General features: G+C 53.2%; 8 protein-coding genes. 4 read left to right on the forward strand and 4 right to left on the reverse strand.

Annotated elements, in window-relative coordinates:
• Positions 1 to 97 precede the first annotated feature (97 nt).
• On the reverse strand, positions 98 to 3202 hold the full coding sequence (locus FYZ48_RS21875; protein WP_149344318.1) for a TlpA disulfide reductase family protein: 3105 nt from the start codon (positions 3200 to 3202) through the stop codon (positions 98 to 100).
• Between the two features lie 166 nt (positions 3203 to 3368).
• On the reverse strand, positions 3369 to 3863 hold the full coding sequence (locus FYZ48_RS21880) for a hypothetical protein (protein ID WP_149344320.1): 495 nt from the start codon (positions 3861 to 3863) through the stop codon (positions 3369 to 3371).
• Between the two features lie 469 nt (positions 3864 to 4332).
• Between FYZ48_RS21880 and FYZ48_RS21885 the strand changes: the two genes are divergently transcribed.
• On the forward strand, positions 4333 to 5391 hold the full coding sequence (locus tag FYZ48_RS21885) for a DUF1559 domain-containing protein (protein WP_242022737.1): 1059 nt from the start codon (positions 4333 to 4335) through the stop codon (positions 5389 to 5391).
• Between the two features lie 107 nt (positions 5392 to 5498).
• Here FYZ48_RS21885 and FYZ48_RS21890 read toward each other — a convergent pair whose 3' ends face one another.
• Positions 5499 to 8177, reverse strand: a complete 2679-nt coding sequence (locus FYZ48_RS21890) for a cation-translocating P-type ATPase (protein WP_149344322.1) — start codon at positions 8175 to 8177, stop codon at positions 5499 to 5501.
• Between the two features lie 374 nt (positions 8178 to 8551).
• Here FYZ48_RS21890 and FYZ48_RS21895 point away from each other — a divergent pair, with 374 nt between their 5' ends.
• The 3 genes from FYZ48_RS21895 (at position 8552) to FYZ48_RS21905 (ending at position 14064) form a co-directional block, all read left to right on the forward strand.
• Positions 8552 to 10018 carry a neutral/alkaline non-lysosomal ceramidase N-terminal domain-containing protein gene (locus FYZ48_RS21895; RefSeq protein ID WP_149344324.1) on the forward strand — a complete coding sequence of 489 codons (1467 nt, stop codon included), beginning with the start codon at positions 8552 to 8554 and terminating at the stop codon, positions 10016 to 10018.
• Between the two features lie 144 nt (positions 10019 to 10162).
• A complete protein-coding gene (locus FYZ48_RS21900; RefSeq protein WP_149344326.1) occupies positions 10163 to 12598 on the forward strand; it encodes a PSD1 and planctomycete cytochrome C domain-containing protein in 2436 nt (811 codons plus the stop codon).
• Between the two features lie 2 nt (positions 12599 to 12600).
• The gene (locus tag FYZ48_RS21905; RefSeq protein ID WP_149344328.1) at positions 12601 to 14064 is read left to right on the forward strand and encodes a DUF1501 domain-containing protein; all 1464 of its coding nucleotides are present in this window, start codon (positions 12601 to 12603) and stop codon (positions 14062 to 14064) included.
• Here FYZ48_RS21905 and FYZ48_RS21910 read toward each other — a convergent pair whose 3' ends face one another.
• On the reverse strand, positions 14065 to 15648 hold the full coding sequence (locus FYZ48_RS21910; RefSeq protein WP_149344331.1) for an arylsulfatase: 1584 nt from the start codon (positions 15646 to 15648) through the stop codon (positions 14065 to 14067).
• Between the last annotated feature and the right edge of the window lie 88 nt (positions 15649 to 15736).

Consider the following 15736-nt stretch of genomic DNA (forward strand, 5'->3'; position numbering starts at 1 on the left):
ACTGAGAGGGAGCGTTTGAACAGAAGACGCAGAGAAACTGTGAGCGCAGAATATCCATGTGCGCAATAGCCCCAGTGAGGCAGGTGGGATTATGGTGTCACTTTTTCTCTTTCAACAGGCGATCGACTGTCTTCAAAGCTTCGCTGAAGTACCCCACATAAGCCACGTTTCCCTGTTGATCGATGACGGCTGCCGAGGGAATGCCGCGTACGTTGAAATTGCGAATGGTTTCACCAAAGAATCCTTTGCGGGTTGAAGGACGGTCGATGGCCAACTGGAAGTCGAGTTCTTCTTTTTGCGCAAACTTCTGCAGTTCTGCAACGCTGGTATGGCTGTCGTGCATGCCGATCAAGACGAACGGCTGGTCTGCATAATAGCGGGCGGCGGTTCGGACTTCCGGCAGTTGTGAGATGCAGGGACCACAGTGTGTACCCCAGAATTCAATCAGCACGACCTTGCCTTTCGTATCCGGCGGAGAGGAGACACCTTCGCGCGTCATCCAATTGACAGGTTTGATTTCAGGCGCTGGCCTCCCGTAATGCACCTGCTGTTCGATCTTCGGGGTGTGCCGGGGATGACGCTGCAGATACGCGGCGAAATCTGTGACGGGACCTCTTAGCGTCGTCGTATAGGGACGACCTGGTCTGGTTCTGGAAGCCTCTGGAGAAAGGTGGCGGGAGTCGACGAAGACCGCTCCCGGAGGTATCGCAACGGCAAACGCATCGGGGGGCAACTGATCGAAGAGTTCGACTTTTTCAATTTCAAAGATTTGTACTAAATTCAGTCTACCCCGGTAGCGTTGCCAGCTCATATAGAAGCGCGGCAGGAGCAGGCCGTTTTCCTGCTTCTGTGGGGCGAAAGCGAGGGAAACACGCTCTACATCTAATTTTGGTTCTTCCAGATAACTTTCAAAAATGAAACCGGTGTCCCGGTCAAAAACACGTCTTTGGAGATACGTTAATTTCTGTCCCTGGCTTTCCGAATCCGTCTCAGTTGTGTAGATCGTGCGTCGCCCTGACTGTTCGATTTTCACTTCGGGCCTGGGCCGGTCTTCAGGGGCTGGACACTGGAAACGAAGGGTAGGCCAGTTCGTGAAGTCATTAGGCGTATGGATGTGTAAAAAATTTCTCCGGTATACTGAGGCCTGATTATTGGAAGCATCATACGTTAATGTCTCCCAGCCATCCCGGAATGAAATACTGTCGGGCAGAAGTCGCCCCTGTGCATCATGGAGATGCTTGCGCCATTCATACAGGCGTTCTTCTTTGTGGAATTGACCGGTCGAGGTCATGATCGTTCGGCCTCCCCGTTTGATTTCTCCGCCGTGTTTTTTAAGCAGCGCGTCGATATCAGGTATCTGGTAGGGATCCAGCGCACGCAGGTCTTTGAGCAGGCCTTTCGTATCCAGGCCGGGTTGTCGTCCCAGCATCAATTGCGCCGTCACCCGCATCGAGGAACCTCGCAGCAGTTCGGACTGCCTGTGCCATTTCCGCTGTAGTTCGGGTGGATAGATCGAATCGGGATTCGGTTTGACCTCCTCTCTGAATGTTTCGGCATCCACGAATTGCGGCTGGCTTAATTTGAATTCGATTTTGATCACTTCGCCAGCGGGTAGTTTGATTGATTTGCCCCGGCTCCCCTCAGCTTGTGCCAGAGTTAAGGGTTCTGCTACGACGAACCGTCGCTGGCCGGGTGTCATGAAAGCCTGGATCTCACCGGCGGTGTTTGTTTTCGGGTAATCCACATAGACCGACTGAGTGGAAACTGGCCGGGGATCGCTGGCATCGTGAGATTCATAGTTAAACCGCACTCCGGGAATCGGCTGGCCGGTCTGCGCATCAACGGCTTTTAGGATGACTGTCGCCGCTGGTCTCAATTTAACCGTATGCTGAACAGAACCGTGCTGCTCTTTTACGAAAAACTGTTCGCTCTGAAAATAAAATGGCTGATCCGGTTGGGGCTCAGTGATTAATTTGTATTCGCCGGGCACCAGTTGCAGACGGGCATTACCCCGGCTGTCCGATCGGGCTTGAACCCCGGCGCGACGAATGGGCCCGATAGATCGCGCTGTCACCCGCACGCCTGCGACCGGCTGCTCAGTCTGCTCTTGCACTACTTGTATTGTTACTTTGCGGGGCGCGAAAAATTCCCGGTTCAATTTTCCCGCGTAACCCACCACTGCCTGACGTTTGTTGTTTGCCTTCTCAGCAGGAGAGGTGACTACAGTGGATTGCCAGGGATCAAAAGTGGGGCCAGGGTCGATACGGGCAAGATAACTGGTATCACGACGGAGTTGTTTGAATTCGTAGAAACCTTCTGCATCGGTTTGTGTTTCCCTCAATTCTGCGGGCAGAACACGGATGCTGGAGAAACTGAAGGGGGCTTTGATCGGCTGGTTGTCATTTCCCAGAAATCGACACGAGCTTATGCCCCAGCCTGCAGGATTTCGTTGACTGTCAATAAGACCCAGTTGTACTTTAGCATTGGCGAGTGGGTGCCCCTGTTTATCGGTGATGTGGCCTTTGAGCAGAGCAGGGCGGTCAAACATCAGATCGACAATCAGTGGTTCATCGAGGTAAAACGCATTCTCTGTAGCATGCGCATTTTTATCGCTCAGTTCGGTTCCCTGGGGGCGGGTGTCGGGACGGTAATAACAGGTCTCATGCCAGGTGAAACCGTATCCATCGCGGGTACCAAAGATCTCGAATCTGCCTTCTGCAGGTTTCGGAATCGGATTGGGACGTTCGCGATTTACGAGGAGTTGAATGTCTTTCAGTTCGTAATGGCCCGTTTTGTCAGTTCGCGTCTGGCCGCGCAACATTTCAAAACCGCCTGGCATGCGTCTGGCCGCCGACCCCACATAAATGGTTGCATTTTCCAGTGGAGTACCGTCAAAAGTGCGTGCGGTTCCCGAAATACTGACCCGATGCAGTTCTGCTCCATAGCCCCCACCATCCTCAATGGTTCGCAGAATTTCTACCTGGGGAGGCCGTTTATTCTCTGACTGCTGTTTTGCCTTGTCAGCCGAGCCCTGTTCAGGTTTCAGTGCCAGTTGGACTGGAGTATTTCCCTTCGCACTTTGAGGTTCTGCTGATTGTAGTGCAGATTCACAGAGGGAAAAAAGGACGATCGCGAAGAGTAAATTTAGTGGTCGCGTTGATGTGAATTGAGACCCCTTGCCGGTAACCCTGAACAGACTCATTCCCGTGCTCCTTACAGTAATTGCCTCAGCGAACGATACACGCTAGCCGCGTGTTCATCTGGGGTGGTTCTGTTAGTATACACAGGTGAATCGGGAATGCAAATTAGCTCATATATTATGAAGGTTCACAGAGCAGAAGAATGAGTGCTCAGAATGTGACAGTCACTTAATCCTGCAGATCAAATTTGAGATCGGTGATCTCGTTACCATCCTCGACAGTGACGGTCAGCCCTGAATTCTCTGCAGACGCGTATTTTTCCGGCAGCAGATTTTCAGGAGGAGGTTGTGGTTTGGGATTCGGATCGTAATTGGGATCATCTTCCGGTAGTGCTTCACTCGTTTCGGCAGTTTCGAATTTGGTGATCATGACCTGGTAATCGCCAGGCACAACGCCGTCAGTGCCTTCGAATGTTCCCATCTGAAACAGACCTTCTGCGTTCGACAGACCATTGGCATTGCGTCCGTTCGACTGATCAACGGGGACAAATGCAATGCTCGCTCCTTCAACGGGCGTTCCATTGTAAGTCACTGTGCCAGATACCGAAGTGCGCGCAGGACGTTCATCGTCTGTCCCGCCACCACATCCGGTAAAAAAAACACTGACGATGCTGGAAATTAGTACGCAACAGAGGAGGCTTTTGCCTCGTTTGGGTGTGGACATTTCATTCTCTCGCTTTGGTGTTGAGTCGTATTTTTGATAGTTAAATTAATTAATCGTGCGAAGATTTATGTGCCCGCAACGCTTCTGGGATCATAGGAGAATCGTTCACACAAAATCAACAATCGATTGAGAAACTGTATTGAATTTCAGGTAGAAACCACTACCATGACTTAGTGAAGACTCAAAAAAAAATGTGCCAATGATTGATTAATGAATTTTATTTTTTGTTACTTTGATAATCTTCTCAGATACCTTTTCAAATCTAATCGTTCTCAATCTCCCGCCAATTATATTGCTGTCTAGTCAAGCCACTTTTGCTCGAAGTGGCTCGGGCTGTTTTCTTGTCTGCATTTTGAAAAATCTCAATTTGCCTCAGGAAAGTGTGAATCCTGAAAGCGCTAACATTCTCTTGAATCAACTGGAGATAAGGGTTCTCGTCTATTGTAAGTCGTATTAAAGGAGTACTTTGGTGAAGAACATTGTAAAAGAAAGACGTCGCGGTTTTACGTTAATTGAATTGCTGGTTGTGATTGCCATCATTGCCATTCTCATTGCGTTATTATTACCAGCTGTCCAACAGGCACGGGAAGCAGCACGTCGATCGACCTGTAAAAATAATTTGAAACAGATCGGACTGGCGATACATAACTATCACGATGTATTCGGGATGTTTGTTTTGCGCCGGGGAGGTACCAACGGTTCTGACAGTAATACCTCCAACCGCGGACGTTTGAGCGGTTTCGTTGGTATGCTGCCTTACATGGATCAGGCTCCTCTGTTTAATAAAATTGCAGCCGGCGATTCTTCAAACTCTCCTTTTGGTCCTGGTGCCTGGCGCGGTTGGAGCGTCTGGAACGTCTCCATTCCCATGTTGCGCTGCCCTTCTGACGGGCGTAACAGACAGATCGTGCGGACCAATAACTATGTCTTTTGTCTGGGAGACTCAGCACAAAGTATCAACGGCACTAACAGTCGTGGAATGTTTCCTTATCGTAATGGAACACGCATTCGTGACATCACTGATGGAACCAGTAACACGATCGCCATGAGCGAGCATGTTCGTGCGAACTATGGTCCTGCCACAAGTAATGCCAGCCGCAAACGTGAGGAAGGCATTGCCATGGGGCAAACCCCTCGCTCTAATCCCGGGTCGTGTATGGCTCTGGCCTCCGGAGCTGGCTGGGTCAGTGGAACCTCTGTCAAAGGAAAGCATGGTACTTCCCTGTGGGATGGTCAGGCGGAACGTTGTGGATTTACTACGATTCTGCCTCCGAACGGACCTTCCTGTGCAGAAGGAACGAACTCCAACGCCGATTCCACACATGCTGCTCTCTCCCCTTCCAGTATGCACGTTGGTGGGGTGCACGCGTTGATGGCCGATGGTGCCGTCCGCTTCATCTCTGAGAATATCGATACCGGCAACTTAAGCACAGCCAGTCCCAGTCCCGGTTCGATTTCTCCCAGTCCTTATGGTGTCTGGGGTGCCCTGGGAACCAAAGAAGGTGGAGAAGTGCTGGGTGAGTTTTAATCCTGACATGGCCTGATAACACACGTTGATATCAGGTACTACTGAAGCTTAGAAAAGCCCTCTTTACTTTCCTGTGAAGAGGGCTTTTTCTTTCTCTATGTACTATTTCAGAGCGAGTTCTTTTTTCGCTTGAACGCTTTTTCTACTTCGACTGCGATGAACACAATTGAAGAGAGCGCGAGCGTGACAGTCAGCTCAGCCGCCGTTAAGGGAGCGGTCTTGAAGACCTCGTTCAAAACCGGAATATAAATCGTGGCCATCTGTAAAATGAATGTCAGCAGTACGGCTCCAAACAGCGGTTTGTTCGATAAGGGCCCCTGCGAAAAGAACGACTCCCGTTCTGAGCGAATTGCCAGCACATGGCCCATCTGACTTAAGCAGAGGACGGTAAAAACCATTGTCTGCCAGTGTTCCTGGCTGCGATCGATAAACCAGGCTTGCGTAAACAGCGAAACCGCTCCCATCAATAATCCGACCCAGATGATATGTGCGCCCAGTCCGTGGGCAAAAATGCTTTCCTGTGGATGACGCGGGGATCGTTGCATCAGATTTTTTTCACCAGGCTCTGCCGTCAAAGCCAGGCCGGGAATACCATCGGTTACGAGGTTGATCCACAGAATATGAATCGGCAGCAATGGAATCGGCAGGCCGAGCAGGGGAGCCAGAAAGATCGTCCAGATTTCACCCAGGTTGCTGGTCATTGTGTATTTGATAAATTTGCGAATGTTGTCAAAGATCCGCCGTCCTTCTCTGACCGTTTTGACGATCGTCGAAAAATTATCGTCCAGCAGAATCATGTGCGCCGCTTCCTTGGAAACGTCTGTGCCGGTGATTCCCATCGCGACACCGATGTCGGCCCGTTTCAAAGCCGGTGCATCATTAACGCCGTCTCCAGTCATGGCCACAAAGTGACCGCGATTCTGTAAGGCCTGCACGATCTTCAGTTTCTGTTGTGGTGAAACGCGTGCATAAACCCGGACTTTCTCCACGCGGGCTTCCAGCTCTTCGAGTGTAAGCGGTTGGAGTTCCTTACCGGTAATCACCGATTCCGTTTCTTCTTCGCCAATGATTCCCACCCGTCGGGCGATGACTGCAGCTGTCAGCGGATGATCTCCCGTAATCATCACGGGATGGATGCCTGCAGTCCGACAGAGGGCAACCGACTCGGATGCTTCCGGACGGGGAGGATCCAGCATGCCAACCAGCCCCACTAATGCCAGGTCCGCTTCAATCTCTTCCGGAATCAGAGACTCTGGAACAGCGTCCCAGATCCGCAAAGCGAATCCAAGTGTTCGCAATCCCTCGCCGGCGATCTGTTCGGTGTGCTGCATCACCTGGCTCTGGTCGATGTCGGTTGGTCCCGCTTCCGCATGCAGATGAGTCGCACGCGTAACGATCTCTTCGGCAGCCCCTTTGGTGATCGATACGACTTTCCCATTGCACCAGGGATGAAAAGTCGTCATCAGTTTGCGTTCCGCGTCGAAAGGAATTTCAGCCAGGCGGGGAAAAGCGGATTCCAGCGCATCCCGCAGGAAACCTTTTTCCCGGGCGAGTTCAAACAGTGCCGTTTCTGTTGGATCGCCAACGACTTCGTCATCGCCGTCCAGGCGTGTGTCGTTACAGAGTGAGAGGGCTGAGAGCAGTAATTCCGCGTGCGGTTTATCAGCGAGGCTTTGGCTGGTTGTAGAATCAGAATCTGTTTCAGGGAGTTCATCCGCAGAGAGGATCTGATTGTCAAAGTAAACCTGCTCGACCGTCATGCGGTTCTGGGTAAGGGTTCCTGTTTTATCAGTGCAGATATATGAGACTGATCCGAGGGTCTCTACCGCGGGGAGTTTGCGAATCAGTGCCTGCTGCTTGACCAGCTTGCGGGCACCCAGTGCCAGGGAAATTGTGATCACCGCTGGCAGTGCTTCAGGGATGGCAGCAACAGCCAGCGAGATTGCCGTCAGCAGCATGAGCAAAGGAGGTTCGCCCCGTAACAGTCCTGCGACAAATACGATAATGCAGATTGCGAAAATGGCATAGGCCAGTTTCTGGCCAAACGTAGCCAGTCGTTTCTGGAGCGGTGTGCGTCCCTGTTCCTGGTCTTGGAGCAGAGCGGCGATCTGTCCGAGTTGGGTCCGCATGCCCGTTTCAGTGACGATTCCCTGGCCGTGACCTTTGGTAATCAATGTTCCTTTAAAAGCGAGACTTTTTCGATCTCCGAGTGGAAGCTCCTCTTCTGTAAGCTGCCTGGTCTGTTTCTCTACCGCCAGCGATTCCCCAGTCAAAGCTGCTTCATCGATCTGCAGTTGAACCCCCTCCGTCAGTCTCATATCTGCAGGAACAATGTTCCCCGCTTCGAGCATGACGCGGTCGCCGGGAACCAGTTGATTCACTGGAAGCGTTGTGACTTTTCCTCCGCGCAGCACATTGGCGGAAGGGGCGGCCATCTTCTTCAGTGCTGCCATCGCTTTTTCGGCCCGGTATTCCTGTACAAACCCCAGGATGGCATTCAGTAACACAATTACCGTGATAGCGATCGTGTCGGCTGGCTCACCGATGATCCCCGAAACGACAGCAGCCGCGATCAGGACCAGAATCATGAAGTCTTTAAACTGATCCAGAAACATCATCCAGACTGATTTTCGCTGTTTTTCAACGAGTTCATTCAGACCATACTCAGCCTGGCGGGATTCGACTTCTGCTGTAGTCAATCCCTGCTCAGGGGATTGCAGTCGGTCTGCCACGTCACTGACATCAAGCTGATACCAGGCGGGAGGGGTTTGGTCTGCAGAATTCATCAGGTAGCACTCCTCTTGTGTGAAGAGCAGTTGCAAACGAAAGTCAGTTGAATCTGAAAACCAGGAATGGAATCAGGAAGTCGCGATATTAATGTCATGGGCTTTCAAATCTTTGGATCGAGGCGTACGTTCCGATTCAGAACCGGTCCTGGATTGGAACGCACATTCGATTCTAACGGATCAAAACCATTTCAGCTACGGCCTGTACGCGGAGCGGTTTTTGTCGAAAACAGTTCAGCCGGTGACTGACTCATCTTGGAACTGGTCTTCTTTCTGGTATCAATGCTGGTTGATGGTTAGAATGAAGTCGGTCTGCAGCGGAGTCTGCAGAGAGTGTTGCATCTGAAGAATCGAATCCGAGAGGAAGTCTGGACATGTTTTCGAACCTGTATCGTATCTTGCAATTGACAATCTGTATTACTCTGGCGCTGACTCTGAGCTATGAAGCGCAGGCCGAAGAGAAACAGCCTGTATTACTTGCAGGAGCAGCCACCAGCAATATCACTCCCCCCTTAGGCGAACTGATCGTGGGAGGCTGGAAACCGATTCCCGCCAAACGCATTCACGACGAACTGCACGCCCGCTGCATTGTGCTCGATAACGGTAAGGTCAAGCTGGCGATTGTGCTCTGCGATAACGTCGGGATTCCGGAATCGGTCTTTGATCTGGCGAAAGAGCAGGTTCATAAACATACCAGTATTCCCAAATCACATCTGTTGATGGCTTCAACGCACACGCATTCCGCCACCACAGCTCGCGGGCCTTCCAAGGTGCTGCGGGAAACCGAATTCACCGAGTATCAGAAATTCCTGGCCAGCCGGATTTCCGACGGCGTGCGTCGCGCCCTGTATCAACTGGAGCCGGCACGAATTGGCTGGGGACAGGTCGATGAACCCTCAGAAGTCTTTAACCGTCGCTGGTATGTGAATGACACTTCCCTGCTGACCAACCCCTTTGGAGGCCTGGATCGCGTTCGCATGAATCCGCCGCGGGGTAATAAAGCCCTCGATCGTCCGGCTGGTCCGACCGATCCGCAGGTCAGCTTCATTTCGATCCAAAGTCAAAAGGGACGCCCCATCGCCCTGCTGGCAAATTACTCGCTGCACTATGTAGGCGGCGTGCAGTCCGGTGATGTCTCGGCTGATTACTTCGGATACTTTGCGAATTACATTGAGCAGAAACTGGGAGCCCAGGATCAGTCGCCACCTTTTGTCGGTATTTTATCCAACGGCACCAGTGGTGATGTCAACAACATCAATTTCACCGAGAAGGGGGGCAAGCGTTACCAGCGTTATGAAAAAATGCAGGAAGTCGCTGAGAAAGTGGCCAGCCGCGTCTATGAAGCACAGCAGGCTATCAAGTATCACAACTGGATCCCGCTGGGGGCTGCTGCTGGGAAACTGCCTTTGAAACTCCGCAAACCAACGCCGGAGATGCTGGCACACTTCGAGAAGATTAAAGCCGAAACCGGGGACGCGAACCGGGCGAAGCATCGACGGGAAGAAATCTATGCAGAGCGGATTGCCAAAATCATGGAAGCACCGGACCAGATCGAAGTCCCTCTGCAGGTGATGCGGATCGGCTCACTGGGAATCTGTGCAATTCCTTTTGAAACGTTTACTGAAACCGGTCTGGAGCTCAAAGAACGCAGCCCCTTCCAGCCCACATTTACCATCGAACTGGCTAATGGTTCGTTCGGATATCTGCCCACGCCCGAGCAGCATCGGCTGGGGGGGTATGAAACCTGGCTGGGAACCAACTACGTACAAAAAGACGCGAGTACCAAAATTGTGAACACGTTGCTCGAACTGTTTGCCCAGTTGAAAAAAGAAGACTCGTAACCAGCAGTCTGTCAGTCTATGGAACGCAGCCCATAAGGGGGTTGTTTCAGGTGAGAGACTCGGGTTAGAATGGTCTCTCACCGATGCGTTTATCCTGCCTCATGACCCCAGCCTCCCGCAAGCAACCCGAAAGATCGTTGATTTATGACTGATTCGAGAATTCGGACCACACTGATAACCCTTTTGAGTGGCCTGTGCCTGATGACTGGCAATCAGTTCTGCGCTGCAGAACCGATTGACTTTCGCCGTGATGTGGCACCGATTCTGGAACAGCACTGTCTGGTCTGCCATAACAGACGGGTTCGACAGGGGGAACTTTCGCTGCATTCCCTGGAGGCAACTTTACACGGGGGTGACAGTGGGGAGATCGTGGATCCCGGAGATCCGGACGCGAGCTACCTGTTGGATCTGATCACTCCCAGTAACGGAGTTGCAGAGATGCCCCGCGAGGCACCTCCGCTCTCGGAACAGGAGCAGTCAATCCTCCGTCGCTGGATCAAAGAGGGCGCTGCCTGGCCGGAAAAACTGGAGCTGGAAGCACCACTCTTATGGTCACTCGCGCCGCTGACTCAACCAGCGGTTCCCGTGGATGTACAATCGACGGATCATTTCCCGATTCGCAACCCGATAGATGCGTTTATTGCCTCGCGACTGCAAGCGGCCGGCGTTCAGCCAGCTCCGCCTGCAGATCGACGGACTTTGATCCGCCGCCTGTATCTGGATCTGGTAGGCTTGCTCCCTTCGCCTGATGAAGTCGAAGCCTTTGTGGCCGATACCGATCCTCAAAGCTACGAAAAACTCGTCGACAAGCTACTGGCCTCACCCCATTTTGGCGAACGTTGGGGACGCTACTGGCTGGACATGGCCCGCTATGCGGACAGTTCCGGTTACCTGGGGGACAGCATACGACCGCACGTCTGGGTTTATCGGGAGTGGGTCATCGAGGCGATTAATCAGGATCTGCCCTTCGATCAGTTTTCAAAAGAACAGTTAGCCGGTGATCTGTTTGAGAAGCCGACCGTTTCGCAAAAGGTGGCGACCGGCTTTCATCGCAATACTCTGAAAAACACAGAAGCCGGCGTCGACCTCGAACTCTACCGCACTAAAGAGATCGTCGATCGTGTCAACACGACCGGCATGGTCTGGCTGGGACTGACGTTCGGCTGTGCCGAGTGTCACGATCACAAACACGATCCCATTTCCCAGAACGAATTTTACCAGCTGTATTCTTTCTTTAACAACGCGGATGAGGCCACGGTGAAGGTCTCGCGGGACTGGGAAGAACAGGAATACCAGCAGGCTCTCGCTGACTGGCAACCCGATTACGATCGCTGCCAGCAGGAAATCACGACTTACGAAAATGCAGACCTCTCCGATAAACAGCGCACGGAAATCGATAAGATTCTGAAGGGCTACAAACGCTCATCCGATTTGAAAAAGCTGGAACCGTTTTATCAGACAAAAAAAGAGGGGTGGGACAAACTCTCAGCCAGGCTGGGGAAACTCCTCTCCTCCCGGCCGCAGGCTCCCTCAACGCGTGCCCCGATTTTCACGGAACGGACCAAAGACCGTCGTGAAACGTTCGTGCATGTCCGCGGCGTTTATAATCGGCCGGGAGACAAGGTCAGTCCGGGGACGCCCTCTGTACTGCCAGACCTGCAGTCGCGTCAGCCCGCACCCGACCGACTCGATCTGGCCAACTGGCTCTTCCGGGAAGAGAACCCGTTAACCGCACGCGTGGCGGTGAATCGCATCTGGCAGCATCTGTTCGGACGGGGCATCGTCTCGACGCCGAACGACTTTGGCACTAAAGGAGCCACTCCCACACATCCGCTTTTATTAGACTGGCTTGCTTCAGAATACAGACAACGCGACTGGAGCCGCAAAGCGATGATCAAACTGATCGTGATGTCTTCAGCCTATCAGATGTCGTCCGCCGCCAACGCACGCGATGTTCCCCAGGATGTCAACAATCTGCTCTTCTGGAGACAGAACAGTTTTCGCGTCGAAGCGGAAATCGTCCGTGATATTCATCTGACCGCCAGTGGTCTGTTAGATAGAACCATCGGTCGTAAGGGAATTCGTCCACCGCTGCCTGCCTTCGTGACCGATGTGGGGCGGAGCGTCAAATGGCCCGCTACCCAGGGGAGTGCCCGTCATCGAAGGGGGATGTATATTATTTTCAAACGGACGGTCCCGTTCCCGATGCTGATGACATTCGACGCACCAGATGCGACGGTCTCCTGCAGTCGACGCGAACGTTCCAATACACCGCTGCAGGCTTTGACATTACTCAATAGTCCCATGTTTTACGAATGTGCTGAAGTGCTGGGAAAACAGATGCAGAAGAAACACGCCGACAACATTTCCGCAGCGATTCAGGAAATGTATCTGCGCTGTCTGTCGCGTCCTGCCGGTGAACCGGAAACGGTCGCCCTGCAGTCTGCCTGGAGCGATCTACTGCATCTGGCGGAAGCGACGCAAGCTGAAATGAAACCGCAGCAGAAGCCGGCAGAGACCGCAATGGTCCAGTTGGCACGTATTATCATGAACCTGGATGAATTTGTTACGAGAGACTGATTATGCTGTTTCCACCACAGTCACATTCTGAGCAGACGCTGCTGAATCGGCGGCGGTTCTTTGCCACCGGTGCCAGTGGTCTGGGAACGCTGGCCCTGGCTTCACTGCTGAAAGAGGAAGGCCTGCTCGCTTCCGAGACTTCCGCGCCGCAGGCTCACTTTGCCCCGAAGGCCAAACGCTGCATCTACCTGTTCATGGAAGGGGGGCCGAGCCAGATGGATCTGTTCGACCCCAAACCGAAGCTGAATGAACTCGATGGTCAGCCGATGCCCGAGTCGATGCTCAAAGACATCAAGTTTGCTTTCATCCAGAAAGAGGCGGCCCGCCTGATGGGGAGCCCGCGCACGTTCAAACGCTACGGCGAGTCTGGCATGGAGCTTTCCGATTTGCTGCCTCATCTGAGTACCTGTGTGGACGATATCGCCATGATCCGTTCCATGCACTGTGAGCAGTTCAATCACCTGCCCGGCCAGCTGATGATGCTCACCGGATCCGATCTACAGGGGCGCCCCACATTGGGCTCGTGGCTCAACTATGGACTGGGGAGCGAATCCTCAAACCTGCCGGGCTACGTGGTGCTGGCGACGTTGGGACGCGGCCTGCCGGGCGGTGCCTCCAGCTGGTCCAGCGGTTTTCTCCCGTCGCAATATGCGGGCACACTCTTCCGAAATCAGGGGAGCCCGGTTCTGAATCTGGAAACACCTCAACAGGTTTCTTCCGCAGCACAGATGCGGAGCCTGCAGGCGATCAATGAATTAAACGGTCTGCGGTTCGAGCAGGTGGGGAATCCGGAAATTGCCAGCAGGATTAATGCGTATGAACTAGCATTCCGTATGCAGCAGACTGCACCGGAACTGCTCGATCTTTCGGGCGAGACGAAAACAACACTCGAAGAGTACGGTGTGACCCGCGACGAGGCTTCGAAGAGCGGCACAGCCGGCTTCCTCGGTTCGTATGCCCGCAACTGTCTGCTGGCACGACGGATGGTCGAACGGGGCGTGCGTTTCGTGACGCTGTTCCTCTCCACCTGGGATCATCACAGTTCACTCGACAGCGGGTTGGAGCGTTATACTCAAATCTCCGATCAGCCAGTCGCGGCTCTGCTCAAGGATCTCAAACGCCGTGGCCTGCTGGACGACACCCTGGTCGTCTGGGGAGGCGAATTCGGCCGCACGCCGCTGGGAGAAAACCGGGTCAATTTCAAGAAAGTCACCGGCCGCGACCATCATCCCTACTCTTTCAGCATGTGGATGGCGGGAGGCGGCATTAAAGGAGGCCAGACAATCGGCGAAACTGACGAAATCGGCTGGGGCGTCGCCAAAGATCCGATCCACGTCCACGATCTGCACGCCACGATTCTGCATCTGTTCGGCCTGAATCACGAAGAACTGACTTATCGCTTCCAGGGCCGCGACTTCCGATTGACCGATGTGGAAGGGAATGTGGTCGAGCGGTTGCTGGCCTGATCACTTCTCAATTTTCTTTTGCCACGCTTCCCAGTCGCGGGCCATCTGGTTCACGCGTTCGGGGAACTTTGCAGCAAGGTTATTGGTTTCACTGCGGTCGGCCTTCAGGTCGTATAGTTCCCACCGCTTTTCGCTCGCGCCCCAGACCAGCTTCCAATCGCCTTGTCGAATCGCGCGGTTGCCAAACAGCTCCCAGCTTAACGATTTGTGCCCGTTGCGTTGTTTTCCATGTAAGACAGGTAACAGACTCTTGCCTTCAACCGGGAGCAGCGTATTTCCATTGAACTCGTGCGGATAGTCACTGTTGGCCAGTTCCAGCAGTGTTGGCATGAAGTCGATGATGTGACCGACCTGATGTGTGATCGATCCGCGGGCGACTTTGCCTGGCCAGCGGACAATCATCGGAGTAGCGATTCCGCCTTCGTAACACCAGGTCTTGAACTGACGGAAGGGGGCGTTCTGTGCCCAGCCCCAGCCTTTCCCGACAAACTCGTAACCGCGACCGTCGCCGACGGGGATATCCTGGTTGTATTTGAGAAAGCCTGTTTCCTGACCGGGTCTGCCGCTGGGCCATGACGCGCAGCCACCGTTGTCGGAAAGAAAGATTACCACGGTGTTGTCTGCGAGACCGGCATCATCGAGTGCGGTAAGTACTCGTCCGATACCGCGATCCATGCGGTCTACCATCGCGGCGTAAGTTTCCATGCGGGCTTCTTCGCGTTTTCGCTCCTCATCTGGCAGCTTTTCCCAGTCCGGCACATCGTAGTCGTAGGGGTAGTCGCCTTTTTTATTCTCTGGGGGCGAGAGTTCAGGCTGTTCAGTGAAGAGGCCCAGTTCAGCCTGTCGCTTGTGTCGTTGTTCGCGCATCTTGAGATAACCATCAGCATACTTCCCGCGATACCGCTCAATATCTGCCTGGAATGCGTGCAGGGGAAAGTGGGGGGCGGTGTAGCAGAGATGAATGAAGAATGGTTTTTCGCCCTGAGAGAACTGTTTGATCGTCTCGATGGCATGGTCGGAAAAGGCGTCGGTTGTGTAATAGCCGCCTGGGAATTTCATGATGCTTTTATCGTTGCGTGCAAAGGCACGAAACCGACCACCGTTGTAGAACACGGGATCCTGTTTTGCCGGATTGAAGTAGTTACAGCAACCGTCGAGTACGCCGTAGTACTCATCGAAACCACGGTCGATGGGCCGTAACGGGGATTGATTTCCCAGATGCCACTTCCCCGTCAGTGACGTAGCATAGCCGGCCCTCCGCAGGGCCTCGCCGAGAGTGAGCATGTTGGTTCTCAGTCGGGGCCTCTTTTCCTGTCGGGGGTACAGGCCTGTCAACAGCGCCGAGCGTGTCGTGACACAGACAGCACAGTTATAGAACTGGGTAAAACGCATTCCATCCGCTGCAAGTTGATCGAGATGAGGCGTCTGAATCTCACCGCCATAACAGCCAAGATCGGAAAATCCCAGATCGTCGCAGAGGATTAAGAGCACATTGGGACGTTCTGCGGCGAATAAGTTGTTATGGAGACAGACAAAAGCCAACAGCGTCAACGAGATAGTCGAGATCAATCGAGGGAGCTTCATAGTCGCTGGCTCCTGGTCAGCTGCGAATTAAGAATGCAGGCAGGTGAACACGCGAAAATAAAAAACCCCTGAAAAGCAGGGAGTTCCT

Source organism: Gimesia chilikensis (assembly GCF_008329715.1).
Classification (GTDB): Bacteria; Planctomycetota; Planctomycetia; order Planctomycetales; family Planctomycetaceae; genus Gimesia; species Gimesia chilikensis.